The organism is Myxococcales bacterium (assembly GCA_016712525.1).
Taxonomy (GTDB): Bacteria; Myxococcota_A; Polyangia; order Polyangiales; family Polyangiaceae; genus JAAFHV01.
Genome location: JADJQX010000008.1, coordinates 187,876 through 213,420, shown reverse-complemented (window position 1 = coordinate 213,420; position 25,545 = coordinate 187,876). Strand labels below are relative to the sequence as shown.

Annotated in this window: 20 protein-coding genes; 9 read left to right on the top strand and 11 right to left on the bottom strand. The window is 69.8% G+C overall.

Annotation, left to right across the window (positions count from 1 at the left end; translation table 11 throughout):
- The first annotated feature begins 85 nt into the window (after positions 1–85).
- Genes IPK71_30385 through IPK71_30375 form a run of 3 tightly spaced genes read left to right on the top strand, consistent with a single transcriptional unit; the run spans position 86 to position 3,065 of the window.
- Positions 86–946, top strand: coding sequence for an aminotransferase class IV family protein (locus IPK71_30385; protein ID MBK8218058.1), 861 nt, complete (start codon positions 86–88; stop codon positions 944–946).
- On the top strand, positions 943–2,481 hold the full coding sequence (locus IPK71_30380) for an anthranilate synthase component I family protein (GenBank protein ID MBK8218057.1): 1,539 nt from the start codon (positions 943–945) through the stop codon (positions 2,479–2,481). Before IPK71_30385 ends, IPK71_30380 begins: the two co-directional genes overlap by 4 nt.
- Positions 2,478–3,065: an aminodeoxychorismate/anthranilate synthase component II gene (locus IPK71_30375; protein MBK8218056.1), complete on the top strand. Its 588-nt coding sequence runs from the start codon at positions 2,478–2,480 to the stop codon at positions 3,063–3,065. The genes IPK71_30380 and IPK71_30375 overlap by 4 nt, the downstream gene beginning before the upstream one ends.
- 14 nt (positions 3,066–3,079) lie before the next feature.
- Here the strand turns inward: IPK71_30375 and IPK71_30370 are convergent, their stop codons facing one another.
- The 8 genes from IPK71_30370 to IPK71_30335 form a co-directional block, all read right to left on the bottom strand.
- Positions 3,080–3,628, bottom strand: a complete 549-nt coding sequence (locus tag IPK71_30370; protein ID MBK8218055.1) for a hypothetical protein — start codon at positions 3,626–3,628, stop codon at positions 3,080–3,082.
- Between the two features lie 337 nt (positions 3,629–3,965).
- Positions 3,966–4,529 carry a hypothetical protein gene (locus tag IPK71_30365; GenBank protein ID MBK8218054.1) on the bottom strand — a complete coding sequence of 188 codons (564 nt, stop codon included), beginning with the start codon at positions 4,527–4,529 and terminating at the stop codon, positions 3,966–3,968.
- 8 nt (positions 4,530–4,537) lie between these two features.
- Positions 4,538–6,328 (bottom strand): sel1 repeat family protein, encoded by a 1,791-nt coding sequence (locus IPK71_30360; protein MBK8218053.1) that lies wholly within the window; start codon positions 6,326–6,328, stop codon positions 4,538–4,540.
- Positions 6,329–6,541: 213 nt separating this feature from the next.
- Positions 6,542–8,908: an endopeptidase La gene (gene lon / locus IPK71_30355; protein ID MBK8218052.1), complete on the bottom strand. Its 2,367-nt coding sequence runs from the start codon at positions 8,906–8,908 to the stop codon at positions 6,542–6,544.
- Between the two features lie 264 nt (positions 8,909–9,172).
- Positions 9,173–9,763 carry a TetR/AcrR family transcriptional regulator gene (locus tag IPK71_30350; protein ID MBK8218051.1) on the bottom strand — a complete coding sequence of 197 codons (591 nt, stop codon included), beginning with the start codon at positions 9,761–9,763 and terminating at the stop codon, positions 9,173–9,175.
- Positions 9,764–9,878: 115 nt separating this feature from the next.
- On the bottom strand, positions 9,879–11,186 hold the full coding sequence (locus IPK71_30345; protein ID MBK8218050.1) for a hypothetical protein: 1,308 nt from the start codon (positions 11,184–11,186) through the stop codon (positions 9,879–9,881).
- Between the two features lie 213 nt (positions 11,187–11,399).
- Positions 11,400–11,891, bottom strand: a complete 492-nt coding sequence (locus IPK71_30340) for a hypothetical protein (protein ID MBK8218049.1) — start codon at positions 11,889–11,891, stop codon at positions 11,400–11,402.
- A gap of 31 nt (positions 11,892–11,922) precedes the next feature.
- Positions 11,923–13,128: a molybdopterin-dependent oxidoreductase gene (locus IPK71_30335; GenBank protein MBK8218048.1), complete on the bottom strand. Its 1,206-nt coding sequence runs from the start codon at positions 13,126–13,128 to the stop codon at positions 11,923–11,925.
- Positions 13,129–13,302: 174 nt separating this feature from the next.
- Here IPK71_30335 and IPK71_30330 point away from each other — a divergent pair, with 174 nt between their 5' ends.
- Positions 13,303–14,391, top strand: a complete 1,089-nt coding sequence (locus IPK71_30330; GenBank protein ID MBK8218047.1) for a serine/threonine protein kinase — start codon at positions 13,303–13,305, stop codon at positions 14,389–14,391.
- A 55-nt stretch (positions 14,392–14,446) separates the two neighbouring features.
- On the opposite strand, the gene boxB is transcribed toward IPK71_30330, so the two are convergent.
- Positions 14,447–15,871: a benzoyl-CoA 2,3-epoxidase subunit BoxB gene (gene boxB / locus IPK71_30325; protein MBK8218046.1), complete on the bottom strand. Its 1,425-nt coding sequence runs from the start codon at positions 15,869–15,871 to the stop codon at positions 14,447–14,449.
- Positions 15,872–15,898: 27 nt separating this feature from the next.
- Entirely contained in the window at positions 15,899–17,554 is a 1,656-nt protein-coding gene (locus IPK71_30320; protein ID MBK8218045.1) for a benzoyl-CoA-dihydrodiol lyase, read from the bottom strand.
- A gap of 63 nt (positions 17,555–17,617) precedes the next feature.
- Here IPK71_30320 and IPK71_30315 point away from each other — a divergent pair, with 63 nt between their 5' ends.
- Together IPK71_30315 and IPK71_30310 are read left to right on the top strand one after the other, a co-directional pair.
- Entirely contained in the window at positions 17,618–18,490 is an 873-nt protein-coding gene (locus IPK71_30315; GenBank protein ID MBK8218044.1) for a helix-turn-helix domain-containing protein, read from the top strand.
- Between the two features lie 34 nt (positions 18,491–18,524).
- Complete coding sequence (locus tag IPK71_30310) at positions 18,525–20,084, top strand: 3,4-dehydroadipyl-CoA semialdehyde dehydrogenase (GenBank protein MBK8218043.1); 1,560 nt, start codon at positions 18,525–18,527, stop codon at positions 20,082–20,084.
- A 78-nt stretch (positions 20,085–20,162) separates the two neighbouring features.
- Here IPK71_30310 and IPK71_30305 read toward each other — a convergent pair whose 3' ends face one another.
- Positions 20,163–22,499, bottom strand: a complete 2,337-nt coding sequence (locus tag IPK71_30305) for a DUF853 family protein (protein ID MBK8218042.1) — start codon at positions 22,497–22,499, stop codon at positions 20,163–20,165.
- 114 nt (positions 22,500–22,613) lie between these two features.
- Between IPK71_30305 and IPK71_30300 the strand changes: the two genes are divergently transcribed.
- From IPK71_30300 to IPK71_30290, 3 genes are all read left to right on the top strand, one after another.
- Positions 22,614–23,639, top strand: a complete 1,026-nt coding sequence (locus IPK71_30300; GenBank protein ID MBK8218041.1) for a histidine kinase — start codon at positions 22,614–22,616, stop codon at positions 23,637–23,639.
- Between the two features lie 49 nt (positions 23,640–23,688).
- Entirely contained in the window at positions 23,689–24,423 is a 735-nt protein-coding gene (locus tag IPK71_30295) for a response regulator transcription factor (protein ID MBK8218040.1), read from the top strand.
- A 71-nt stretch (positions 24,424–24,494) separates the two neighbouring features.
- A complete protein-coding gene (locus tag IPK71_30290) occupies positions 24,495–25,379 on the top strand; it encodes an enoyl-[acyl-carrier-protein] reductase (protein ID MBK8218039.1) in 885 nt (294 codons plus the stop codon).
- Positions 25,380–25,545: the final 166 nt, after the last annotated feature.

Genomic DNA, 25,545 nt, shown 5'->3' with positions numbered 1-25,545 from the left:
TCGACGGTAGCAAAGCGCCCGTGCCGCGCACCTTTTTCGACTTGCGCACCGCGCAACCTACCTTGGGTGTAAAGTCCCCACCTCGTTGCTGCCCGTCGTCTTTTTTCATGACCGATTCCTCGGGCCCGGCGAGCGCGCGAGCGTGTCGATCCTCGACCGCGGCTACCTCCTCGGAGACTCGGTCTTTGCATCGACCCGGTCGTTCGCCGGCCGACCGCTCGCGCTCGACATGCATCTTGCACGCTTTCGTGAGGGGGCCCGCGGCCTCGGGCTCGACGTCCCGAACGGCGAGGCCCTCGAGGCGATCGTGCGCGAGGCTTGCGAGAGGTTCGGCGAAGGTCACGGCTACGTCCGTGTCACGGCGAGCCGCGGGGAGGGGGCCCCCGGCCTGCTCCCCGATCCGATGGCCACGACCACGCTCTCGGTCGTCGTGAGGGCCATGGCCGCGCCGTTCCCGGCCCCGGTCCGTGTGGGGGTTGCCGGCCTGCGCGCGCCTCCCGCCGAGTGCCTCGACCCTTCATGGAAGCTCGGGAGCTATGCGGCTCGGGTCGTGATGCGACGGGAAGCGGCGGAGCGCGGGCATGGCGAGGCGGTCGTGCTCGGTGTCACGGGAGAGGTCGTGTCCGGCATCGCGTCGAACCTGCTCGTCTTCGAAGGGCCCGACGTGTGGACCCCGGCGCTCTCGGTCGGGTGCCGGCCCGGGGTCACGCGCGAGCTCTGCCTTCGGCTCTTGTCGTCGCTCGGAGTCTCGGTCACCGAACGTCGCGCCGGTGTCGACGCGCTCGCCCGCGCCACCTCCGTCGTCTTCACGAGCGCGCTCCTCCCGCTCGTGGCGGCGAGCGCGTTCGACGATGTCCCGCTCGAGGTGTCCCCCGAGCTCCTCGGAAAGCTCCGCGCCGCGTACGAAGAGACCACCGGGCTCCATCCCCCGAGGGCACGCTCGTGACCCTCGTCGAGCGTGTCTTCTCGCTCCTCCGTGGGAAGCGCCACACCATCGTCCGCGACGTGGTGCTCCCTCGCCCCCTCGACGACGTCCCCGGTCTCGTCGCGGCGGCGGGCCCCCGCGTGCTCCTCGATCGCGCCACGAGCGCGTCCGCCTACGCGGAGCGAGCCTACGCGGTGCTCGACCCGCGTTTCCGGCTCGTCGCGTTCCGGGCGAGCGGCATGGTGCCTCGCGCCATGCCCTGGGACGACGCGACGTGCCCCCCGAGGCTCGTCGCGCGCGCGCGAACGGTCGTCACGTTCGGAGAGGAGCGCGAAGAGCACGACGGGTGCCCGTTCATGCTCGCCGAAGCCCTGCTCGCGGCAGCCCGCGGCTCGTCGCATCCCGATGCGCCACCTTTTGCGTGTGGTCTCGTCGGGACGATCGCGTACGGCGCCGCGGCCTTCCTCGACACTCTCCCTCCGGAGACGCGCGAGGGCGCGTACGGCGCCGACATCGATCTCCTCTTCGCCGACTCGAGCGTGAGCACCGCTTCTCCCGGGGCGCTCGCGGCGCGCATCCACGTCGTCGGTCGTGGTGCGACGGACGACGAGGCCCGCGCCGACGCCGAAGCGCGCGAGTCGAGACTCTTCGCGCTGCTCGCCTCGCCCCCCGAGCCCGACCCTCCGCGTGTCGAATGCGCGATCGCTCGCGCCTCGTACGGGGAGCGCTCCTATTCGGACCTCGTCGAGCGCGCCAAGGGACACCTCGTCGCCGGCGACGTGTTTCAGCTCTGTCTCACCCACACGGTCTCGCTCGAGCCCGCGCCCGCCCCTCACGCGCTCTTCGCCGAGCTGCGTCGCTCGAATCCTGCGCCCTTTTCGGCATATTTTCTCACACCGGACACCCACCTCGTCTCATCGTCGCCCGAGCGCTTCTTGCGGGTGCAGGAAGGCACCGTAGAGACGCGGCCCATCAAGGGCACGCGCCCTCGTGGGCACACCCCCGCCGACGACGAGAGGCTCGCCGACGAGCTCGCCCGGAGCGAGAAGGACGGCGCGGAGAACGACATGATCGTCGATCTCTTGCGCAACGATCTCGCCCGTGTCGCGGAGCCCGGCTCGGTCGTCGTGCGCGAGCGCCGGATCGTCGAGCGGCACCCCACGGTGCTCCAGCTCGTCTCGACGGTGATCGGGACTCTACGCCCCGGGCTCGGGCCCATCGACGTCCTCCGCTCGGCGTTCCCGGGGGGGAGCATGACCGGGGCCCCCAAGGCGAGGGCCGTCGAGCTCCTCGCCGAGCTCGAGCCTCGTCCGCGTGGCGTCTACTCGGGGACGCTCGTGTACATCGACGAACGCGGCACCATGGACGCCTCGATCGTCATCCGCTCCGTCACGTTCTCCGGAGATCGAGCGACGTTCGGCGTAGGAGGAGGCATCGTGCTCGACTCGGTGCCCGAGGACGAGTGGCGCGAGACCCTCGCCAAGGCACGGGCGCTGGTCGAAGCCGCGGGCGCGGCGCTCGGGGCCGAGATGCGCTGGGAGCTCGACGGCCCGTGAACGTGCTCGTCCTCGACAACCACGACTCGTTCACGTGGAACCTCGTGCACCTCGTCGAGGTCGCGACCCTCGGGCGTGCGCGTGTCACCGTGCGGAGGAGCACCGAGGTCGACGTCGCGCACGTCCGGGGGCTCGCGCCCGATCGCATCGTGATCTCGCCCGGCCCGGGGAACCCCGCGATCCCGGGGCACGCGGGCATCAGCTGCGACGTGGTGCGAGAGCTCGGAGAACGCGTGCCCATCCTCGGAGTCTGCCTCGGGCACCAAGCGATCGGCGTCGCCTTCGGCGCTCGTATCGTGCAGGCTCCCGAGATCCTCCACGGGAAGTCGCGCGAGATCCTCCTCGAGGACGACCCTCTCTTTCGTGCGGCGACGCGGCCCTTTTTCGCCATGCGCTACCACTCGCTCGTCGTGGATCTTCCCCTGCCATCGTGCCTCGTCCCGATCGCGAAGGGGGCGTGCGGCACGCTCATGGCCATGCGCCACGTGGAGCATCCGATCGTCGGCGTGCAGTTCCACCCCGAGTCGATAGGTACTCCCGAAGGGCTCGTGATCGTGCGGTCGTTCCTCGAGCGAGGACGCTGACCCAAAGCCTCGGCTCAGGTCCCCGCGAAGTGGGACACGCCGACCGCCGCCATCGCGGCGAGCCACGCCACGATGATCCCGACGACGATGGACACGATGAGCCGCTTTCGGCGCGTCGAGGGCACCTCGAGGGGCATCTCTTCGGCCTCGGGGGCGACCTTCGGGGCCGCAGGCTCGGCCTTGGGCGCGGCCGTTCCGGGCACGAGCTTCTCGATGTCTTGGGGCAGACGCGCGGGCCTCAGCGCGGCCGCGTCGAGCGTGGCGGGCGCTGGGGGAGCTTCGGCGCGGGCAGGCTCCGGACGGGCCGCCGCCGCCGGTGCGCGGGGCTTCTCGTCGGGGAGGTCGACCACGACCGTCTCCGGCTCGGGCTCCTCGACCACGACCTTGGCTTCGTGCGACCCGGTCGGGCGGCGCTCGGACTGGGCCGCTTCTTTCTCCGCCGCGACCTCGCGTCGCACGGCCTCGAGGATCTCGCTCGGCGCCTGTCGCACGACGGTCGCGTTCCCGTACGCGTCGCCACCGTCCGGCGGTGGGACCGTGTCCAGGTCATTCAGTCGCGGCATTGGGTCGCCGGAGTTCGATCCCATAGTGGTAAGCGTAGCTGACCCGGCCTTCGATCCCCAAGAGAATCGGCGAGAATCCTCGGGTGTTCCGCGCGGTATGTCGAGTCGGGTCGGCCGCCCTCGGTGGCTTCTCTAATCGACCGGAACGATTCGGGATTCACCGTTCTGCCCCGCGCCCCACGGCCGCCTTGGTCTGCCCCGTGGCCAAAACGAGCATGGTCAGGTGGGGGACCGGGGCGCCGCGCCTGCGCCGTCGTGCACGGCGACCAGGGGCTGAGACGAGCGGGGGGGTCGGGCATGGGCACGGGCACGGGGCCGTGCGCGACGGGGACACGCCCTACGGCCCCGGGTGACCCTCCGCGCGCGACACGACGATGATCCCTTTGTAAGTGGGCTTCGGGGTGCGCTCGCAACGAGGGAAGGGCTGGCTCGTCGGGAGGCGGACGACGCTGAGCTTCTGCGCCTTGCCCACGACGAACGTCACTTCGTCGCGGTCCACCTCTTGGGTGCCGGCGTCGCGCCGACGGTAGAACGCGAGCACGTCGGCCACGGGAGACGTCACCCCGTACGTCGCCCAGTGGATCTCACGGAGCTTCCCCGATTTGGCCATCGCGACCTCTTCGCCGCACAAAAGCTCCGCTCCGGGGAAGGGCTCGAACCCGAACCACGGCGAGGCGGGTGGAGGAGCCGGCGGTGCCACCCACGGGTCCTTCGGTGGCGAGAAGTCGCCCGGGAGGGTCGCCGCGTCCGGGATTCGAGGCACGAACGCGGCCTTCGGATCCTCGGGCGCCGCGTCGGCCTGGGCGTCTGCGGGGCCCGCCGTGGGCTTGCACGCGTGAGGCACGAGCGCCGCGATCGCCGCGACGAGACCCACGCGAGCGCGTCGAGTCGAAGACTTCACCGTGGGCGTCAGTTGACCTTCACCTGGAGCTTCAAGAGCTCGCAGGCCCACGCGTCGCCCATCGAGCACCCCTTCTGCACGAAGTTGCGCCCCTCGGAGATGCTGCCCGTCGCCATGCCGATGACGCCGATGCCCGTGCAGTCGCGCTCGATGCCCGAGGAGCACGTGCCCTTCCACACCTCGAAATTCCGCTTCGCGTCGACGGGGTTCACGACGGTCGACGGGTCGGCGAACACACGCAGCACCGCGCACGACGAGACGTCGTGGGCCCGGCAGGCGATCCGGAAGAGCTTCTCGGCGTTCTCGATGCTCTTCGGCACGCCGATGCCTGCGTGCGTGGCCTGCGCGAGCGACGAACAGCTCGCGTCGTCGAGCTTGCAGCCCTTCGCATAGAGCTGGGCGGCGAGCTGCGGGTTCTTCGTGGTCGCCTTGCCGAACTCGACCAGGTAGCCGAGGTTCGTGCACCCGGCCGAGGAGCCGCCGTCGCACGCGGACTTGAAGAGGCGCCCGCTGCGCGACACGTCGGTCCCGACGCCCGCGTTGCCGAGGAACATGATCCCGAGCTCGCTGCACGCGTTGTGATCGCCGCCCATACAGCCGCGGTCGAGCAGCTTGGCCGCGAGCGCGTAGTCCTGCTTCACCCCGTTGGCCGTGTAGTACGTGTCCCCGGCCATGGTGCACGCGCGCTCGCGACCGAGCTCGCACCCACGCACCCACGCCTGCGCCGCCGATGCCATGTTGGGCTTGCCGCCCATGGTGCTCGCGAGGAAGTCACCCAGGTACTCGCACGACGGACCGTCGTTGAGCTTGCACCCCTGGAGGGTGGCCTTCGCCCCCAAGTCTGGGTTTTGTTTGATATTTTCGCCACGGAGAAGCTGGAGGCCGAGCCTGCCGCAGCTCACGGCGGAGCCCTTGTCGCAGAGGTCTGCGCACTGCGCCGCGTTGCCGTACACGCACTCGCGAGGTCCCGCGCTCGCGGTCACCGTGCTAGGCCGGGTGCACTTGCCGCCGATGAGCGCCATGCCCGCGGGACAGCTCGGGAGCGCCGCGGTCCTCTCCTCGGCCTTCGGCTTCACGGCGTCCTTCGTGATCTCGAGCAGCTCGACGCGGAGCAGCGCCGAGCACTTGGCGGGCGCCTTCTTCGAGTCGGGCAAGGCCTGGTTGCACTCCTCGAGCTTGCCGTCGGCGTTGCGGATCTTGCTCTCTCTCCGGCCCCCGCCGCTCGCGCCGATGCTGAAGAACTCGGCCACGGCGCGCGCGTGGGACTTGTCCCCCGTGTCCATGACGAACGCGCCGACCATCGCGCCCTTCACGAAGTGCGTGGCGCCGGCGCAGCTCCCGACGAGGTCCTTCTGGGTCACGTTGTTCCAGGTCGTGCGGAGCTTCCCGACCATGACCATCGCCACGTCGAGCGTGGTCGAGCGGCCGAGATCGGCGCCGATTTGGCCGACGAGCGCGGCCCCGCCGAACGGGAGGTTCGCCTTCACGTCGTCGGCCGACTCGAGCCGCACGACCTGCTCTTTCGTCGACATACCGATGAAGCCGTAGGTGCCGTCGACGCGGCACCCCTTGAGCAAGCGGAAGCCCTTGTCCGAGTACTCGACCACCGCGAGGCCGTCCTGCATGGCCACCTCGAGATCACCGCGGTGCTGCGGCTGCCAGTCGACGATGAGCGGCTCGCCGGTCCCCTCGATGACCTTGGGCCCGGGGGTCGGCTGGGGCGGATCGGGCAGCTTCGGGTCGGGGCAGCCGGTGAACGCCGCGAGCGCAAGGACCGAGAATCCGAGGAGCTTCTTCATCGAGACCACCTTTCCACACCGCGCACGAGAGCGACGATTCAACGCCCAAGTATCGTGCGGTCCTGCCCGGCACGACAAGCGCCATCTTGCGCACGGCGTTGCCCGGCGTGGAAGGCGCCGAAATAGGCGAGCCCCGCGGGGGGAGGGGACCGCGGGGCTCTCGGAGGTCGTGGATGGGGGCCCGATCGGCGCGCCCGTGTGAGGAACGTAGGGTCAGCTCGCGAGCTGGGGAAGGGGCTCCTTCGTCCCCTCGGGCGAGAACGTCCCGGTGGCAGGCTCGGGCTCGAGGGCCGCGTCGAGCACCTGGCGCATGTCGTCCACGAGCAAGACGTCGAGCGCGTCACGGACCTCCTTCGGCACGTCGTCGAGGTCGCGTGCGCACGCCGAGGGCAAGATGACCCTGGAGAGCCCCGCTCGATGCGCGGCGAGCACCTTCGCCTTGATCCCACCGACCGCGAGCACGCGCCCACGCAACGTCGCCTCGCCGGTCATGGCCGTGTCTTGCCGCACGCGCCGCCCCGTGAAGAGCGAGGTGAGGGCGGTGAAGATCGTGACGCCGGCCGAGGGCCCGTCTTTCGGAACGGCGCCTGCGGGCACGTGGATGTGCACGTCCTCGTTCTCGAGCGTGCCGTCCGGGAGGCCGAGCTCCTTCGCGTGGCTACGCACGTAGGTGAGCGCGGCGCGCGCCGACTCTTTCATCACGTCGCCGAGCTGGCCCGTGATCTCGACGCGGCCTTTTCCGGGCATGCGGCTCGTCTCGATGAAGAGCGTGCTGCCTCCGAACGGGGTCCACGCGAGCCCCGTCGCCATGCCCGGCAGCGCCGAGCCCTCGTGCGCCTCACGCTCGAATTTGGGCTTCCCGAGGTGCTTCGCGAGGTCCTCCGAGCGGACGACCACGGCCTCGCCTTCTTCGCCTTTTCTGCGCGCGATCTCGAGGGCCGCGGCGCGGCAGAGCCTCGTCACCTCGCGGTCGAGCTGCCTCACGCCGGCCTCACGCGTGTAGCTCCGCACGATCTCGGCGAGCACGTCGTCGTCGATGGTGAGCTTTCCTCCGTCGAGGCCGTGGCTCTTCGTGCGTTTCGGCAGGAGGTGCGACCTCGCGATCTTCACCTTCTCCTCGGGGGTGTACCCCGAGAGCTCGACCACCTCGAGGCGATCACGGAGCGGCGCCGACAAGGTCTCGAGGGTGTTGGCCGTCGCGAGGAAGAGCACCTCGGAGAGATCGAACGGGATCTCGAGGTAGTGGTCGGTGAACGTGTGGTTTTGCTCCGGGTCGAGCACCTCGAGCAACGCGGCCTCGGGCGAGCCCTGGAACCCTTGGGAAAGTTTGTCGATTTCGTCGAGCAACACGACCGGGTTCTTCACCTTGGCCTTGCGCAGGGCGTGCAGGATCCGCCCCGGGAGCGCGCCGACGTAGGTGCGCCGATGCCCTCGGATCTCGGCCTCGTCGCGCACGCCGCCGAGCGCGACGCGCACGAAGGGTCGCCCCGTCGCCTTCGCGATCGACTCGCCGAGGCTCGTCTTGCCCACGCCGGGCGGGCCCACGAGGCAGAGGAGCGCACCCTTCTGCTCGGCCGAGAGGCCGAGGACGGCCATGTGCTCGAGGATGCGCTTTTTCACGTCGTCGAGGCCGAAGTGATCCCGATCGAGCTCGGCCTCCACCGCGGCGACGTCGTTCTTCGCGTCGGCGCGCTTCGACCAGGGGAGGTCTGCGATGAGCTCGAGGTACGTGCGAATGACGTTCGCCTCGGCCCCCTGCGCGCCGGCCTGCGAGAGCCTCGCGAGCTCACGATCGGCCACCTTGCGGGCCTCCTCGGGGAGCTGCGCCTCGTCGAGCCGCTTCCGGAGGGCCCCGAGCGAGTCGTCTCCGTCTTCGTCGTCGCCGAGCTCTTTCTGGATGGCGCGGAGCTGCTCCCGCAGCACGGCCTCTCGCTGGATCTTCCCGAAGCGCTGGCGCACTTCGCTGTCGATCTTGGTCTTGAGCTCACCGCGGGCCCGGAGCTCCCCGAGCGCGTCGGTGAGCAGGCGGAGCCGCGTCGGCACGTCGAGCTCCGCGAGGATCGCCACCTCGCGCTCGGTCGGGACGTTCGACTGCGAAGCCACCGCGTCGGCGAGCGCGCCGGGCTCGAGGCCTCGGGTGTCGAGCTGCGAGAGGGCGCCGCCCTCGGACTCGGTCGTGTCGCGGAGCTTGCGCACGAGCGCCGACGCGAGCTCTTGAGCCTCGGCCGACGCGCCCCCGACCTCGTCCTTCTTCTCGACGAGCGCCCGCAAGAAGGGGCCGTCGTCATGCAAGCTGACGAGACTTGCGCGGTCGAGCCCCGTGACGGTGAGCTGCCAGTCGGTCTCGGTGCGCTTCTGGATGCTCTCGACCCGCGCGAGCGTCGCGGCCTCGTAGAGGTCCTCCCGGCTCGGGTCGTGGGTCTTCGGGGTCTTTTGGGTGAGCGTCACGATGACGTCGCCCGGGTACACGCTGCGGAGCAAGGCGAGCGAGCGCGGCCGGCCCACCGAGAGGGTGAGCGAGGCACCGGGGAAGAGGACCCCGGAGCGGAGCGGGAGCGCGGCGAGAGGTTCTTTGGGCATGGGGGCGCCGCCCCGGGTCGAGAACGAGGTCATGACGGTCCTTTCGGGGCTCGCCCATCGTCGGGGCTTGCGGGCGCCTTTGGCCGTGCGCAAACCTCTACGGGCGAGCCCGCGTGTCGTACGGTGGTCGAGGCCGAAGGAACCGCCCCTCGAGCCAACCCAACCACCGTGAACAGAACCTAAAACCGTTCACGACGTCGTCAAGGGCCCGCTATTCACAAGCTTCCTTTCGTGAAGCGGCTCGTGAGCAGAGCCCTCGAGCGTTCACCCGCGGCGGACGAGCCCCGCGGCGAGCAGGCGCGCGAGATCCCGGGCGCGGGCGAGGGCGTCCCCCTCGGGGAGCAAGAAGAGGCCCGGCGGAGAGAGGCTCGCGAGGGCGAGCTGCACGATCTCGGCGGTGCGGAAGGCGTCGTGGGGGCCGAGCTCCCCGTGCGCCTCGGCCCGCGCGAAGAGCTCCACGTAGATCGCGCGCTCCCGCTCGAAGAACCGCACCTGCTCCCTCCGGGTCGCGTCGGTTCGGCACGTCACGAGCTCGCAGGCCTTTTCCCCGCGGTTTCGGCAGCTCGAGAAGGCGAGGGTGCGGGCCTCGACCACGCGGAGGAACGTCGCCTCGAGGCCGTCGCGCGCCTCGAGCGCCGCGCGCATCGCGCTCACCACCGTGGCGTGCATCGAGCCCGACAGCTCGGCCACGATCGCGTCCTTCGAGTCGAACTCGAGGTAGACGGTGCCCACGCCCACGCCAGCCTCGCGCGCGATGTCGGCCACGGTCGTCTTCTGGGGGCCGTGTTTGGTGAAGAGGCGGCGCGCGGCGTCGAGGATGCTCTCTCTCCGCGCGGCCTCGTGCGCCTCGGTCATGCCTGCACCTTAGCCGATGGGTGAACGGTTGCCTGCTCCGTTCATTCAGGTCGCCACAAAACGCCGACGGGCGGCGCCGTGTGGCACCGCCCGTGGGACGAGGAGGTCTCGAAGATCAGAACCCGATGTTGGTGCCGATGCCGGCCGGGAGGACGGCGTCCCACCAGGGAGTGACCTCGCTCGGGCAGTTGTTCGGGTCGGAGGTGCCGTTCTTCTCGGCGCACTCCTTGATCGGGCCGTTCATGTAGGCCGTCGTCAGGTCGTGGTAGCCGGGCTTGGCGGCCTCGCTCCAGCGGTCGGGGCGGATGGCGCCCCACGAGTTCTTCACGCGGAAGAAGTCGACCTGCGCGCCGGGCTCAAGCGCCTTCTTGAGGAGGTCGGGATCCGTCACGTTCTCGCCGGCCTTGAGCATCTTGCCGTCGACGAGCTTCACCTCGTAGTCGGTCGCGACGGTCATGTGGCCGCCCTGGCGGCCGGGGCCGCGGCGCTTGAGCTCGTCGAGCGAGAACTTCGCGTCCTGCGTGAGGGCGTTGAAGTCGACCTTCCACGAGACGATGACCGGCACGCCCGCGTGGAGCGACTGCTGGATGGCGATCTGGAACTTGCGGCGGCCGTCGGCGCTGCGCGGGTAGTCCTCCTCGTGGAACGCCTGCGGGCCCGTGCGCGTCCAGCTGCCGGTGCCGATCGCGTCCTTGAGGGTCGCCTGGTTCTCGCGGTTCGTGGCGAAGTTGAAGATGCGGACCTTGAAGTCACGCGCGCGAACCACGCCGTTGCCCGGCTGGCGGTTCGTGAACGAGCGGTCGAGCGTGCGGGTCACGCCGGCGCCGAAGACGTTGTTCAGCTTGGTGACGACCTCGGGCGTGAGACGCCAGGCCTTGTCGAGCTCGGCGCGGACCTTGGCGCGGTCGCGGCGGACGGCCGGATCCTTCAGCGTGCCGTTCTTGAGCGACTCGTTGATGGCGTTGAGGGCCGTCGACTGGCGGTTCGACATCTCCGCCTCGGACTCCTCGGGGATGAAGTCGTTCTCGGACATGAGGCCGTAGCGGTCGATGATGCCCGCGGCCGTGCCGTAGCTGCCGCCGGTGGAGATCTCGGTCGAGGCGCGGCCGTTCGCGAGCTGCTCGAACCAGTGCCAGTACGTCCAGTACGACTCGGAGACGTTGAAGTCGGTGCCGGTCGCGCGCTTGTTGAGCGCCTCGGACCACGAGGCCACGGCGTAGAGCCAGCAGTTGCCGATCGACTGGCGCTTCACCTTCGTGTCGGTGATCTGCGTGATGTCGTCGGTCGACACGCCCTCTTCTTCGACCTCTTCGCCGGGGCCCACTTCGGACGAACAGGCGACTTGGCCAGCGCCGAGGCCGATGGCCACGATGGCGCCGAAGGTGACCGAGCGAGATTTCTTGAGAAGATCCGAAAGCGACATGTTGGGTTGCTCCTTGAAAGCCCCGCCCGGGGGCTCCTTCCGTCCGACGTGAGGCAGTGTTGCGAAAGGTGTGCCGCTGTCCCACATTGTAAAAACGCGGCTATTTTGAGGATCGCACAGAGTTTTCTCAGGGTCCATGGAGAAGGTCGGATCCACGGGGGTGATCCAGGGGAGCCGGGAGAAGTCCACTTTTCGGCGGCTCGCGATCGGGGGTCAGCGCGCGTCGGGGCTCGCGTCGGCGCCGGCGTCCTCGGCGAACGGGGTCCCGGTGGCGACCACGGTGCACTTTCCCTCGACGCATCGGGCGGAGAGGGGGGCGCAGTCGGCGAGGCAGGGCTTCGGGGCCTCCCGGCACGTGTCGCGGAAGGCCTGCTCTTCGTCGAAGAAGCGCCGCTTCTCGTCGGCCGAGATGGCGTCGTTCGGGCACTTGCAGGTGTCGCAAGGCGACTCGGCGAAGCTCACGAGCACGCAGTCGGCGATGGTGGTGCAGGTCCTGTCGTAGCTCGCGCGGGTGGGCTTGGCGCCGGAGCCTTGGGGCTCGTCGGGGCGGCCCGGTCGCCCGGTCGACGAGCTCGCCGGGGTGCCCGACCCGAGGAACGGTGAGGGCACGGGGTCGCTCGAGCACCCTCCTTGGAGGGCGACGGCGAGGACGATGAAGGGAAGGGAGCGGAAGCCAAGAGCGGGCTCCATCGAAAAGCTCGGCATGCCGAGACTCTACCTCGATGCCCGGGAGGTGCTAGCCAGAGACCTCGAAGGTGCGGGTGTAGTGGCCCGACTTGAGCCGCCGTTGAGGCACCTCGATCGGCTCGGCGCGGAGCCTCACGGTGTGGCGGCCCGGGCCGAGCACGGGCCCCGTCCACTCCCACACGCCCCACGTCGTCGGGTGAGCGGCCGGCGCGCGCACGGTCACGGGATCGCCGCCTCCCTCGTCCAGGAAAAGCCGAAGCAGGGTCGTGACGGAGGTTCCACCCCAGACGAGTCCACGGAGGCGAAGGCGCGGTTTGCCGTCGACGAGGCGCGTCTCGGCGCGTGTGCAGACCGCGGAGACCTCGAGCGCGGCGGGCGAGTATTCCCTCGCGAGGTCGAAGGCGTAGTGCTGATGGGTGCGGAGCGCGAACTCCTTCATATGGTCGGTCGCGGGGGCGTCGTCGGGGACGAGCGTGATCGTGTCGACCCACTTGATCGCGGTGCACCCGTACCACCCGGGGACCACGAGCCTCGCCGGCGCCCCGTGGTCGCGCGTGAGCGGCCTCCCGCCCATCTTCGTGGCGAGGAACGCCCCGGCCCGCACGAGATCGGCCCGCGAGAAGATCCAGCTCGCGCCCTTCTGCGAGTGCCCCCCCTCGGACGGTGCCGAGTGATCGTCGCGGCCCGAGACGAGCACCCGCGCGCCCGGGTCGGTGGAGGAGACCTTGGCGAGGAGATCTGCCACGAGCACGCCCTCCCACGCCGTGACCGACAGGAGCCCGAAGGCGCCGTCCCGGGTGTTGCCCGAGCACTCGAGGAGGTGCGTCCCCATGGGGCGTGTGTCGCGCACGAGCTCGCCCATCGGGATGCTAAGCGGTTGGCTTACGAGGCCTCCCAAGGCCAGGAATGCGGGCTCGTTCGGCGGCAACCCGTCGGGGGCCTCGGTGCGGACGAAGAAGGCGTCGGCGCCCACGTCGGTCGTGGTCGTGTCGATTTCGCCGAGGTCGAGGCGCTTTCGGGCGTCGAGACCTCGCCCGACCTTCGTGACCGAGAACGGGGCTTCGCCGACGAACGTGTGGCGCGCGAGGAGCGAGGGATCGGCCGGGGCATCGGGGCCCGCGTCGGCCGGCCCCGCGAAGGGTGCGTCGTCGCCCCCGCATGCCCAAACGAGCGCCGAGAGCGCGGCGCCGAACGCGTCCCGTCGGCGGATGCGCCGCTCGGCCGTGGGGGCATCTTCGGGGGGGCGCCTCGGCATGTCGAGAGCATGCCTTAGGTTGCGCGGGCGCGCTCGGATCGTTTCGTGTCGGCGGGTCCGCCGAGGTCTCGGCGCATCACGTGCCGAGACCTCGATTCCGAGGTCGTGCGACCTCACCTCGACACGAGCACGCGTCGAATCTACCCGGCACGTCGCGTGCAGGACACATCGCCGATGCCTACCCCCGACTCGATCCACGCGCCCGCAAGAGATCTCGTGGGGCAACGCCTCGGCGGCCGCTACCACCTCGTCGAGCTCATCGGCGCGGGAGGGTACGGCGCGGTGTACTCGGCCGTCGACGAGCGTGACGGCTCGAACGTCGCCGTCAAGGTGCTCCACCCGCACCTCGCCCACGAGCCCTCTGTCTTTGCGCGGTTTCTACGCGAGACCGAGATCGCGCTCCGCTTCGAGCATCCGGGGCTCCTCCGCGGGCTCGCGCGGCACGTCGTGTCCCCCGAGGAGCCCTGCTACCTCGTGACCGAGCGCCTCGTCGGGTGCACGCTCGAAGCGCTGGTCGGCGTGGGCGAGAGCCTCGACGGCTACGCCGCGGCCCGGATCGCGCTCTCGGTCCTCGGTGGGCTCGAGGCGATCCATGCGGCAGGGTACGTCCACCGCGACGTGAAGCCCGAGAACGTGTTCTTGGTCGGCCACGAGCTCGCGACCGCCAAAGCGAAGCTCGTCGACTACGGGACGGCGAGGCCCACCGAGATCCCCGCGCCACGTCTCACGGTGCCGGGCGAGGTGGTCGGGACGCTCTCCTACGCGCCGCCCGAGCAGATCTTCGAGGGGCACGTCGACGCGCGCGGCGACCTCTACGGGCTCGGGTTGGCGCTCTACGTGGCGCTCACCGGGGTTCGCCCCTTCCGGCGTGGGAGCCCCGGCGAGACCCTGCTCGCGCTGAGCCACGGCGTGGTCGAGCCGCTCGAGTCGCTCCGCCCCGACCTCGACCGCGCGTTCACGTGCATTCTGCATCGAGCCATCGCCCTGTCGCCGGACGCGCGCTACCCGACGGCTTGGGCCATGCGAAAAGACGTGGCCTCGTGGCTTCGGGGCAAAGAAGCGCGCGCGGCGAAGCGGGTCGTGCTCCCCGTGCCCCGGCCCCTCGCGGCCTCGGGCTCCGAGGCCACCGCCACCGTGGTCGATCGTGCGCCGCCCTTCGAGCCGACGCCGTCGACCGGCAAGTACCCTCGCATCGGGGCGCGCTCCGACGAGCCCGACGAGCTCTACGAGACGGACCGTCGCGCGATTTTGCCCGGAAAATGACGAGCGGCGCGAGCCCTCGGGGCCCGCGCCGCCACCGCCGCCAGGCGGACGTGGGTCACGTGTGGCGAACGTACTCGAAGTCGACCGGGCGCCCCTTGATGCCCTGCTTCGGCGCCGCGATCCAGTGCGCCATCTGCTTCGGATCGAAGACGGGCTTCTGCATGAGGCTCTTCACGTAGGCCTTGTCGGCCTCGGTCGGGAGCCACTCGGCCTTCTTGGACTCGAGCTCGTCCTTCGAGATGAGTCGCCCCGCCGGATCGCAGGGCACGTCGGCGCCGAGGCCCACGTGACGATGGAACCTGCGGTGAGGGAGCTTGAGCTCGAAGGGGATCCCGTGGGCCGCGATGGTGCGGTTCCACTTGTCGACGCCGCGCTGGCAGTCTTCGACGTACTCGTCGCGGAGCACCTCGTTCATGGCGTTCCGCAGGGGGATTTGCTCGCGGGTGAGCTTCCCGTCGCGGGCGACTTCCATGTCGTAGAAGGTGTCGAGCGCGACGTGGTCCTCGTAGCGCTCCTCCTTCGCGCGCCCCTTGAGACCGGCCGCGAAGAAATTCGCGGCGTTCGAGGAGATCTCGCCGCCGAAGAGGTCGAGGGAGAGCGAGTACCAGAGGTTCAGGTAGCGCTGGATGAGCGGCAAATCGAGCAAGCCGTGCTTGCGCACCTCGTCCGGGTGCTCGAGCCCGAGCTCCTTCATTTGGCTCGCCGTCCGCTCGACGATCCGGAGCACGCCGGTCTCGCCCACGAACATGTGGTGGGCCTCTTCGGTGAGCATGAAGCGGGTCGTCCGCGAGAGCGGGTCGAACGACGACTCCGAGAGCGCGAGCAGCTGGTACTTGCCGTCACGGTCGGTGAAGAACGTGAACATGAAGAACGAGAGCCAGTCGGCGCAGGGCTCGTTGAACGCGCCGAGGATGCGCGGCTTGTCCGGGTCGCCCGAGCGGCGCTCCAAGAGGGCCTCGGCCTCCTCGCGACCGTCGCGGCCGAAGTACGAGTGGAGCAGGTACACCATCGCCCACAGATGACGACCTTCCTCCACGTTCACCTGAAAGAGGTTACGGAGGTCGTACACGCTGGGGCACGAGTGGCCGAGCAAGCGCTGCTGCTCCACGCTCGCCGGCTCCGTGTCGCCCTGGGTGACGATGAGGCGGCGGAGGGCGTTGCGGTGCTCGCCGGGCACCTGCTGCCACACGGGCTGACCCATGTTGTCGCCGAAGCCGATCTTGCGGTCTTGCACCGGGTCGGCGAGGAAGATGCCCCAGCGGTAGTCGGGCATCTTCACGTAGTCGAAGTTCGCCCAGCCCTCGCTCGTGACCGAGATGGCCGTGCGGAGGAAGACGTCGTCCTTCTGGAAGCCGAAGGGCCCCATGTCGTTCCACCAGCTGAGGAAGCTCGGCTGCCACGCCTCGAGGGCGCGCTGCAGGCGCTTGTCGTCGCCGAGGTGCACGTTGTTCGGGATGCGCTCGCTATTGACGCTGCTCATGAAAATCTCCGATGCCCGAAGGGGAATTCAGGTCCTCTTGAAATCGAACTCGGGGCGCTCGGGCTTGCCGTAGAGCGTGAGCGCGCCCTTCTCGCCGACGGCGTTCGGGCGCTGGAAGATCCAGTTTTGCCACGCCGAGAGGCGCGCGAAGATCTTGGTCTCCATCGTCTCGGGGCCGCCGAAGCGCAGGTTCTGCTCCATGCCGGTCATGGCGTCGGGCGACATGGCCGCGCGCTCCTCGAACGCGATGCGCACCTCGTCGTCCCAGTCGAGGTCGTCGGGCGCGAAGGTGACGAGGCCCTCTTCGACCGCCTCCTGCGTGCCCATGGGGCCCTTCTTCTCGAGCAGCTTCCCGACCTGGGACGGGTTGCCGAGGAAGCGCGACTCGAGGCGCGAGAGGCCATTTCCCATGGGGAAAATGCCCGTCTGCGCGGGAGAGACCTGCACGGCCACGTCGTCCACGTCTTTCATGAAGACGCGGTCGGACGCGAGCAAGAGCTCGAGGAAGAGCCCGGCGAAACACGACCCGGGCTCGACGAGGCAGAAGAAGCTCTTCGCGGTCATGTCGAGCCGCTTCAGCACGCGCTTTACCAAGAGCCGCACCTCGGTCACGAGGCCGTCGTCGGCGAAGAGGACCTTCTCGGCTTCGAGCACGGCCTCGGCCGAGCCCCGGGTCTCGAGCGACACGACGCCGATCTCGGGCTCGTTGAAGCGGAGCTCGAGCAGCGCGTCGTCGAGCTCACGGGCCATGCGGACGAGCCACGCCGCGTCGCCCTTTTGAGCGAGCTCCGCGGGCGTCTGCGGCTCCTTGCCCGTGGGGGCGTGGACGACGAGGCGGGCCTTGCGCGCGGGCCGATCGAGCTCGAGCGTGACGTAGGTGTAGGTGATCGAGGCTTCCTCGCGCTTCGGGGCGAGCGGGCCGAGGATCATCTTGGCGCCGGCTTTGCGCTTCGATCGGGCAACGAGGCCCTTCATGCGCCGCACGACGGCCTCGTCGAACTTCGCGCGGGGCGGGGCCTCGTCGACGAGCCCCCACTGGACGGCGCGCTTGCCGCGCACACCCTCGGCGACGGTGGAGAACGCGTCGGCGAGGTCGCGGCGGATCTTGCGCTTGTCGGTGAGGCGGGTGAGCCCACCCGTGCCCGGGAGCACGGCGAGGAGCGGCGCCTCGGGGTAGCTCACGGCCGACGACCCGTCCTCGACGAGCACGATCTCGTCGCACGCGATCGCGAGCTCGTACCCGCCGCCGGAGGCCGTGCCGTTCAGGGCCGCGAGCGTGGGCACGCCCCCTTCGGCCGAGAGCTCCTCGAGCCCGAGCCGGGTCTCGTTCGTGTACTTGCAGAAGTTCACCTTGAACGCGTGCGTCGAGCTGCCGAGCATGTAGATGTTCGCGCCCGAGCAAAAAATGCGGTCCTTCGCGCTCGAGACGAGCAAGGCTTTCACCTCGGGGTGCTCGAAGCGCACGCGGTTCACCGCGTCGGCGAGCTCGATGTCGACGCCGAGGTCGTACGAGTTCAGCTTGAGCGGGTAACCCGGACGGAGCCCTCCGTCCTCTTTGATGTCGAGCGAGATGCAGGCGACCTCGCCGCCGTAGGCCTCGGGGAACGTGAGCGTCACGTTGCGGTAGCGGTCGGGGTGGGTCTCGAAACGAACCTTCGGATGGGGAGGAGCGTCGTGCGCCATGCGCAACGGTTTCGCACGAGGCGAGACGCTCAGCAAGTAGTATAGTGCCTAACTGAGCCTAAGATGCGCAGTATAGTTCACAACTCGGCCGGCCTGTCGCCGGAGACGCGCGCCCTCGCGGCGTTCGGCGAGCACGTCCGCGCGCTCCGCCACGAGCGGGGCCTCACGTTGGCCGAGCTCGCGCGGGCGACGGGGCTCTCGGCCCGGTACCTCGTGAGCCTCGAGGCCGGGGACGGCAACATCTCGCTCCTCCGCCTCTTCGAGCTCGCCGACGCCCTCTCCGTCCCGGCGGACGTGCTCGTCCGTTCGGCGCTCGAGGCGCGGGCGGGAGGATCTCCCGAGAAGACCCGGACGGTGGCGCTCGTCGGGCTCCGCGGCGCCGGGAAATCGACCGTCGGGCGCGCCGTCGCCCACGCGACGCGAGCGGCGTTCGTCGAGCTCGACGCGCGCATCGCCGAGCGCGCCGGGATGAGCCTCGGCATGGTGTTCGAGATGCACGGGGAGGCCCACTTTCGCAAGCTCGAGGCCGAGACCCTCGAGGCGGTGCTCGCGTCACCGGGGCCGCTCGTGCTCGCGACCGGGGGCTCTCTCGTCACCGCCGAGGCCACCTACGAGAGGCTCCGCCGCACGACCCACACCGTCTGGCTCAAGGCGACGGCCGAGGAGCACTGGGAGCGCGTCGTCGCCCAAGGGGACGGGCGGCCCATGAAGGGGCGCGCGAACGCCATGAACGAGCTCCGGGGCCTCCTGAAGAGCCGCGCTCCGCTCTACGGCCTCGCCGACGTCGTGGTCGACACCTCCGGGCTCTCGGTCGACGCCGTGACCGCCGAGGTCGTGCGCCGTGTGGGCTCGGCCCTCGAGGTCGCCCCCGCGAGCGGGGCGAAGCGTCGCGCTCCGACGCAGCGCAACACGAACGACACGAAGCGCGCGCGTTGACACCCCACGCACACTTGCTCTACCCCCGAGGCCCATGAACGAGCTCGCATCCTATCTCTCCGGCGAATGGGCACGTGGTACCGGCAAAGGCGCGGAGCTCGTCGATCCGTCGACCGAGGCCGTCGTCGCGACGGTGTCGACCGAGGGCCTCGACCTCGCGAAGGCGCTCGCGTTCGCGCGCACCACGGGCGGCCCGGCGCTCCGCGCCATGACGTTCGCCCAGCGCGGCGAGATGATCCGTGCCCTCTCGAAGGCCATCTACGAGAAGCGCGACGAGCTCATCGGCCTCGCCATCGCGAACGGCGGAAACACCCGCTCCGACGCGAAATTCGACATCGACGGCGCCACGGGGACGCTCGCCTACTACGCCGATCTCGGCAAAGAGCTCGGCGACCGCACCGTCCTCGTCGACGGCGACGCGGTCCAGCTCGGGCGGAGCGCGCGCCTCTTCGGCGCCCACGTGCTCACCCCCCGCCACGGCGTTGCGGTGCACGTCAACGCCTTCAACTTCCCTGCCTGGGGCCTCGCCGAGAAGGCCGCCGTCGCCCTGCTCGCCGGGATGCCTGTATTCTGCAAGCCTGCGACGAGCACCGGGCTCGTGGCGCACCGCATCGCCGAGATCATGGTCGCCTCGGGGGCTCTCCCGACGGGTGCGTTCTCGTTCCTCGCCGGGGGCGTCGGGGATCTCATGTCGCACCTCGAGGCCCAAGACGTGCTCGCGTTCACGGGGGGCAGCACCACGGGCCGAACGCTCCGCGCGCTCGAGGCGGTGGTCGGCAAGGCGGTGCGCATCAACGTCGAGGCCGACAGCCTCAACGCCGCTGTGCTCGGCCCGGACGTCGAGCTCGGCAGCGACCTCGAGAACCTCTTCACGGCCGACGTCTTCCGCGACATCCAGCAGAAGACGGGGCAAAAATGCACCGCGATCCGCCGCGTCTACGTGCCGCGTGAGCGCCTCGCCGAGATGGCCGATCTGCTCGCCGAGCGCCTCCGCGGGGTCAAGGTCGGCGTGCCCTCCCGCGACGACGTCACCATGGGCCCGCTCGCGACGAAGAACCAGCTCCGCGACGTGCGCGAGGGAGCGAAGCGCATCGCGGCGTGCGCCAAGCTCGTGCACGGCTCGATCGACGCGGTCGACGCGCTCGGCCGCGAAGGGGACAAGGGCTTCTTCATGAGCCCCCTGCTCTTCGTGAACGCGACCCCCGACGCGGGCGACGTCGTGCACAACCACGAGGTCTTCGGGCCGTGCGCCACGGTCATGCCCTACGACGGGACCGGCGAGGACGCGGCGCGCATGGTCGCCGCCGGCGGGGGAGGTCTCGTCTCGAGCGTCTACTCCGACGACGCCGCGTTCCAGCGGGCCGCGGTGCTCGGCATCGCGCCGTTCCACGGGCGGGTCACGCTCGGCACGAGCAAGGTGGCCTCGCAGGCCGTCCCGCCGGGCACGGTGATGCCCCAGCTCGTTCACGGTGGCCCCGGCCGCGCCGGTGGCGGCGAAGAGCTCGGCGCGCGCCGAGGGCTCTCGTTCTACATGCAGCGCACCGCGCTCCAGGGCGACCGCGCGGTGCTCGAGGCCCTCTCCGGCCTGCGCTGAGATCTCCGTTCACCGAAACGCGCGAGGGCCACGTGGCCCTCGTCGTGTTTTGTGAAAATATTGAATAGATCCAGGTGTTTACGAGGTTGGGGCCCACCCGAGGGCGAAGAGCTTCACGTCGATCCCGGTCTTCTTCGGTTTGTGCACGATCTGGGTCACCTCGGGTGCGGCGTGCGCCTCGGCGATGCCGCGCGCCTCGCTCTGGTACTCGGCCTCGAGGGCTTGGCCCTTGGTGACGAGGTCTTGGAGCTTCTTCCGCCGCTCCTCGAGGGTCGCGCGGGATTTCGCGACGCGGCCGGCCTTCTGCGCGACGCTCGCCGCGCTGCCGAGGATCCTGCGGCTCGAGCCGCCGAAGAACGACATGACCTGCGCTCCGACCGAGAGCGCGGAGCCCACGTTGTCGAAGCGCGCCTCGGCCTCTTTCTCGCGCACGTCCGCGTGGGCCTTCGCGATCGCCTCGCGGAGCTTCGTGAACTTGGTCTCGTACTTCGACCGCAGGGCCTCGAGGGCGGCGTCTCGCTCCTCGCGGGCGCGCTGCTCGACCCGGGCGCGGAACGCCGCCTCGGGCTCGCCGGGGCTCGCGTAGAGCTTCCATTTGGCGACCTGGGGGCGCCCGAGCCCCTGGGTGTCCGCGAGCCACGCGACGAACGCCTTCTGCCACGCGGCGTAGCTCTTCGCCTTGGTCGCCTCTTTGGGGAGATCGCCGAACCTCGCGCCCTCTCCGGGCTCGGCGTGGAGCTCGTCGGGCCTTAGCTTGGTCCACTTCGCGCGAGCCCAGTCGGTCACGAGTGGGCCCTCGCCGAGCGGCGTCACGAACGTCGCGTCGCGCGCGTGATCGAGCCCGGTCTTCGCGTCGGTGAACCGCACGGTCGCGTGGCCGACGAGCACGGGCGCATAGAGCGCTCCTGCGGCCGTCGTCGGAAAGTAAACCTCCTTGATGTCTTCGGGTACCGCCGGTTTTTCGGGGCTCCCTTCGCCCGCGGCGCCCTTCGGGGGAGCGGGCGCGTCGGTCACGGGGCCCTTGGCTTCGGCGAGGAGCGGGTGCCCGGACATGAGCTTTTTGATCTCGTCTCGCCGGAGCGGACCGCGGAGGTACGACAGCGTGAAGCGGCTCTCGACGAGGAAGGGGCCCGGCTCTCGGACGTCGTGAACGACGAACGTACGCGGCGGGAGGCCCGCGAGCGTGCGCTCCACGGCCGCCTTGTCGAAGTGCGCGCTGCCTCCCTCGAGGCCCTCGAGCACGCGGGCCTTGTCGCGTTCGGTCTGGAGGCGGCCGACGAACCACGTGCCGCAGTTCGAGAGGCCCTTGTAGTCGAGGTCCACGGGGTTCTGCGTCGCGAGCAAGATGCCGAGCCCGAACGCGCGCGCCTGCTTCAAGAGCAGCATGAGCGGCGCCTTCGACGGCGGGTTCTTCACGGGGGGGAAGTAGCCCACGATCTCGTCCATGAAGAGGAGCGCGCGGAGGCTCTGGGTGCCCGGCTGCGCGCGCATCCACGCGACGACCTCGTTCAAGAGGACCGACACGAAGAACATGCGCTCGGCGTCCCCGAGGTGCGCGATCGAGATCACGGCGATCCGCGGTTTTCCTTCGCTCGTGCGCAGGAACGCGCCGACGTCGAGCGGCACCCCCTCGAGCCACGCCGAGAAGCCGGGGGCCGCGAGCAGGTTGTTGAACGAAACGGAGAGCTCGAGGCGGTCTTTTTCGGGGAAGAACGACTCGAGGTCGAGCACGCCGATCTTCTTTTTTCCGGGCTCGCGGATGCGGAGCACGAGCGCCGCGAGGTCGAGGCTCTCCCCGCGCTCCCACGCGCTCGCGAGGATCGTCGAGAGGAGGATGTGCTCGCGCGATTTCACCGGGTCGGCCTCGACGCCCACGAGGCCGAGCAGGCTCGTCGCCACGGTGCCGACGCGCTCTCGAAAGAGCTCCGGATCCTCGACGATGTCGGCTGGGGGCGCCGCGAGCGATCCCACGATGGAGACCGGGATCCCGGCGCGGCTCCCCGGCGTGAACACGGCCACGTCGGCCGCGGCCTTGAGGCGGGCCACACGCTCTCCGCTCTGGTGCGAGCGCTCGAGCCCTTCCCGCCACCGCGCCGCGACGGCCGCCGCGTCCTCGCCCTCGGGCACGTACGGCGCGAACGACGCCGCGTCGAGCGCGGGGAACGTGAGGAGGAGGTTCGACAGATCGCCCTTCGGATCGATGACGAGCGCGGGCACCCCGTCGAGCGCGGCCTCTTCGAGCAGGGCGACCGAGAGCCCCGTCTTTCCGCTCCCGGTCATGCCGATCACGACGCCGTGCGTGAGCAGGTTCTTCTGTGGGTAGAGGTAGGGGAGCGAGTCTTCCGTTCGGCCCAAGTAAAAGGCCGCCGGATGCTCGATGTCGACCGCTCGGGCATCGTTTTCCACCTGGCTCATGGGGCAGGGGTTACCCTCTTTTTCGTGGACGTGACGGAAAAAGGCGAGGACCACGTGCCGGAGAGCCAGGTCGGCCCCGCGGCCGCCGAGGACACGAACGTGCTCCAGTCCACGATGGCCGCGATCTTCGCGCCGCGCCGCGCGATCCCCATCGTGCTCGTCATCGTGCCGCTCCTCTTCATCCAGCACGTCTACAGCCGCGAGGCGGGGGCGCTGCTGCTCGGGGCGCTCATGTGCGCCGCGTTCGTCGTCGTCGGGCCGACCCTCTGGCGGCACCTCTTCCCCATGGGGGACGACACCCGCCGCCCGTACCCGGTGGCCTCGATCGCCGTCTACGGGGCGGTCGGGATCGCGCTCGTCGTCGGCATCGGGCGCGGCCTCGCCGACCTCGTGGGCATGGGCACGACCTTCCTCACCTCACGACCGAGCCTGCTCGTCGAGGTCGCGCTCTTCTGGGTGGGCGGCTGGGGCCTCGCGCGAGACATCGACTTCGAGGAGAACCTACGGAAGGAGAGGGCGAGGGCCCGCGAGCTCTTGCGGGAGAAGGAGCACGCCGAGCTCATGGCGCTGAAGAGCCACCTCGACCCGCATTTCCTCTTCAACACGCTGAACGCGATCGCCGAGTGGTGCCGGGCCGACGGGCGCGTGGCCGAGAAGGCCATCGTGCGCCTCTCGGGCATGCTCCGAACCGTCATGACCGGCATCGACGCGCCCGGCGGGGTGTGGCCGCTCGAGAAGGAGCTCGACCTCTGCGACGCGCTGTTCGAGATGTACCTCGTCCGCGATCCCGAGATGTTCACGCTCGAGCGCCGGGTCGACGACCGCGCCCTCGCCGCGACGCTCCCTCCGCTCGTGCTCCTGCCGATCGCCGAGAACGCGATGAAACACGGGCCGTCGAAGGGGCACCGAGGCAAGGTCGTGGTCGCGGTGAGCGAGGAGCCCGGGGGCCTCCGGATTCGCATCGAGAACCCCGGGCCGTACGCGGGGCCGCGTGACGGTGGGCACGGCCTCGACATCGTTCGAAAGAGGCTCGCGCTCGCGTACGGCGATCGCGCGAGGTTCGTCATCGAGGGCTCGGGAGAGCGCACCGTCTGCACCGTCGAAGTGCCGGCCGTGTCGAAAGGTAAATTGTTGAAATGAAGGAAGAATATTGCTTCTTTGGGGCGGCTCCGTCCGCGCCGGTGTGGGCATGAGCGCGCCGCTCCGTGTCCTCGTCTGCGACGACGAGCTCATGGCGCGAAAGCGCATCGCTCGCATCGTGTCGGAGCTCTCGGGCATCGAGGCCGTGCTCGAGTGCGCGAGCGGCGAAGAGGTGCTCTCGGTGCTCTCTCGGGAGGACGTGGACGTCGCGATCCTCGACATTCACATGCCCGGCCTCTCGGGCCTCGAGACCACCGCGAAGATGCCGGAGGAGCGGCCCTACGTCGTGTTCCTGACGGCGCACCCGGAGCACGCCCTCGAGGCCTTCGACGTGGGCGCGGTCGACTACGTGATGAAGCCGGCGGACGAGGCGCGGATCGAGCGTGCCATGGCGCGCGCGCGGGCCTTCCTCGACGGGCCCCCTCGTACGCCGAGCGAAGGACAGGAGGCGGCGCTGCGGCGCCTGGCCGTGCCCACCAAGCAGGGCGTCGTGCTGGTCTCTCCGGACGAGATCTCCCACGCCGTCTTCGACGGGGCGCTCGTCACCGTCCACGCGGGCGACAAGCGGCTCCTCACCGACCACACGCTCCAAGAGCTCGAGGACAGGCTCCCGAAGGCCACGTTCGAGCGTGTGCACCGTCGAGCCCTGTTGAACCTCGAGGCCGTCGTGCGCCTCGAGCCGCTGCCGACGGGGGGCTACACGGCCCACGTCTCCGGCGGGAGCACCGTCGAGGTCTCGCGTCAGTCGGCGAGGAAGCTCCGTCGTCGCCTCGGGCTGCGCTGATCACCCGGCGCGCATCGTCGCGAACGTCGCTACGCATTGACGCGCAGGCCTACCCTTGAAAGGGTGCGCGCATGCTTCCGATCGATCTCAAGGGCAAGCGCGCCTTCGTGGCGGGTGTGGCAGACGACGCGGGCTTCGGCTTCGCCATCGCGAAGGCGTTCGCCGAGGCGGGGGCCGAGGTCACGGTCGGCACGTGGCCACCGGCGTACAACATCTTCACGACCTTGCTCCGCCGCGGAAAGCTCGACGAGTCGATGGTGCTCTCGTCGGGTGAAAAGTTCGAGTTTTCGAAGATTTACGCCCTCGACGCCGACTTCGACACGTTCGACGACATCCCCGCGGAGACGCGCGAGAGCAAGCGCTACAAGGAGCACGGCGACTGCTCCATCCACGGCGTCGCCGCGAAGCTCCGCGAAGACTTCGGCGAGCACCCGATCGACCTCGTCGTGCACGCGCTCGCGAACGGCCCCGAGGTGAAGAACCCGCTGCTCGAGACGAGCCGTAAGGGCTACCTCTCGGCGATCGGCACGAGCGCGTACTCGAACGTGTCCCTCGTGCGCGCGTTCGGCCCGATGATGAAGCCCGGCGGGACGTTCGTGTCGCTCTCCTACCTCGCCGCCGAGCGTGTCATTCCCGGCTACGGCGGGGGCATGAGCTCGGCCAAGTCGGCGCTCGAGAGCGACACACGCACGCTCGCGTTCGAGGCGGGGCGCAAGTGGGGCCTCCGCGTGAACTGCATCTCGGCGGGCCCGCTCGCGTCGCGTGCCGCGTCGGCGATCGGGTTCATCCACGACATGATCGCGTACACCAAGGCGAACTCCCCCCTGCCCGAGGCGATCACGGCCCTCGAGGTGGGCGCGACCGCGGCGTTCCTGGCGAGCCCCTTGGGCGCCGGCATCACCGGGTCGACCATCTACGTCGACAAGGGCTACTCGATCATGGGCAAGACGGTCTGAGGCTCGAGGGGTAGCTCTGGGCTCTCCGCGTCCCGTGCCCGGCATTCGGTGAACATGACGGGTCGAGGGAGTCGATTCAGGGCTCTCCGCGTGCCCGTGCCCGTGCCCGTGCCCGTGCCCGGCGATCGGTGACCACGACGGGCCGAGGGAGTTCAGGGCTCTCCGC

What these genes read in the sequence shown, in the direction of transcription:
- IPK71_30370 (MBK8218055.1), bottom strand. Translation starts at nt 3,628, where the DNA reads ATGCCGCGACTGAATGACCTGGACACGGTCCCACCGCCGGACGGTGGC.
- IPK71_30360 (MBK8218053.1), bottom strand. Translation starts at nt 6,328, where the DNA reads ATGAAGAAGCTCCTCGGATTCTCGGTCCTTGCGCTCGCGGCGTTCACC.
- lon (MBK8218052.1), bottom strand. Translation starts at nt 8,908, where the DNA reads ATGCCCAAAGAACCTCTCGCCGCGCTCCCGCTCCGCTCCGGGGTCCTC.
- IPK71_30350 (MBK8218051.1), bottom strand. Translation starts at nt 9,763, where the DNA reads ATGACCGAGGCGCACGAGGCCGCGCGGAGAGAGAGCATCCTCGACGCC.
- IPK71_30345 (MBK8218050.1), bottom strand. Translation starts at nt 11,186, where the DNA reads ATGTCGCTTTCGGATCTTCTCAAGAAATCTCGCTCGGTCACCTTCGGC.
- IPK71_30340 (MBK8218049.1), bottom strand. Translation starts at nt 11,891, where the DNA reads ATGCCGAGCTTTTCGATGGAGCCCGCTCTTGGCTTCCGCTCCCTTCCC.
- IPK71_30335 (MBK8218048.1), bottom strand. Translation starts at nt 13,128, where the DNA reads ATGCCGAGGCGCCCCCCCGAAGATGCCCCCACGGCCGAGCGGCGCATC.
- IPK71_30330 (MBK8218047.1), top strand. Translation starts at nt 13,303, where the DNA reads ATGCCTACCCCCGACTCGATCCACGCGCCCGCAAGAGATCTCGTGGGG.
- boxB (MBK8218046.1), bottom strand. Translation starts at nt 15,871, where the DNA reads ATGAGCAGCGTCAATAGCGAGCGCATCCCGAACAACGTGCACCTCGGC.
- IPK71_30320 (MBK8218045.1), bottom strand. Translation starts at nt 17,554, where the DNA reads ATGGCGCACGACGCTCCTCCCCATCCGAAGGTTCGTTTCGAGACCCAC.
- IPK71_30315 (MBK8218044.1), top strand. Translation starts at nt 17,618, where the DNA reads ATGCGCAGTATAGTTCACAACTCGGCCGGCCTGTCGCCGGAGACGCGC.
- IPK71_30310 (MBK8218043.1), top strand. Translation starts at nt 18,525, where the DNA reads ATGAACGAGCTCGCATCCTATCTCTCCGGCGAATGGGCACGTGGTACC.
- IPK71_30305 (MBK8218042.1), bottom strand. Translation starts at nt 22,499, where the DNA reads ATGAGCCAGGTGGAAAACGATGCCCGAGCGGTCGACATCGAGCATCCG.
- IPK71_30300 (MBK8218041.1), top strand. Translation starts at nt 22,614, where the DNA reads ATGGCCGCGATCTTCGCGCCGCGCCGCGCGATCCCCATCGTGCTCGTC.
- IPK71_30295 (MBK8218040.1), top strand. Translation starts at nt 23,689, where the DNA reads ATGAGCGCGCCGCTCCGTGTCCTCGTCTGCGACGACGAGCTCATGGCG.
- IPK71_30290 (MBK8218039.1), top strand. Translation starts at nt 24,495, where the DNA reads ATGCTTCCGATCGATCTCAAGGGCAAGCGCGCCTTCGTGGCGGGTGTG.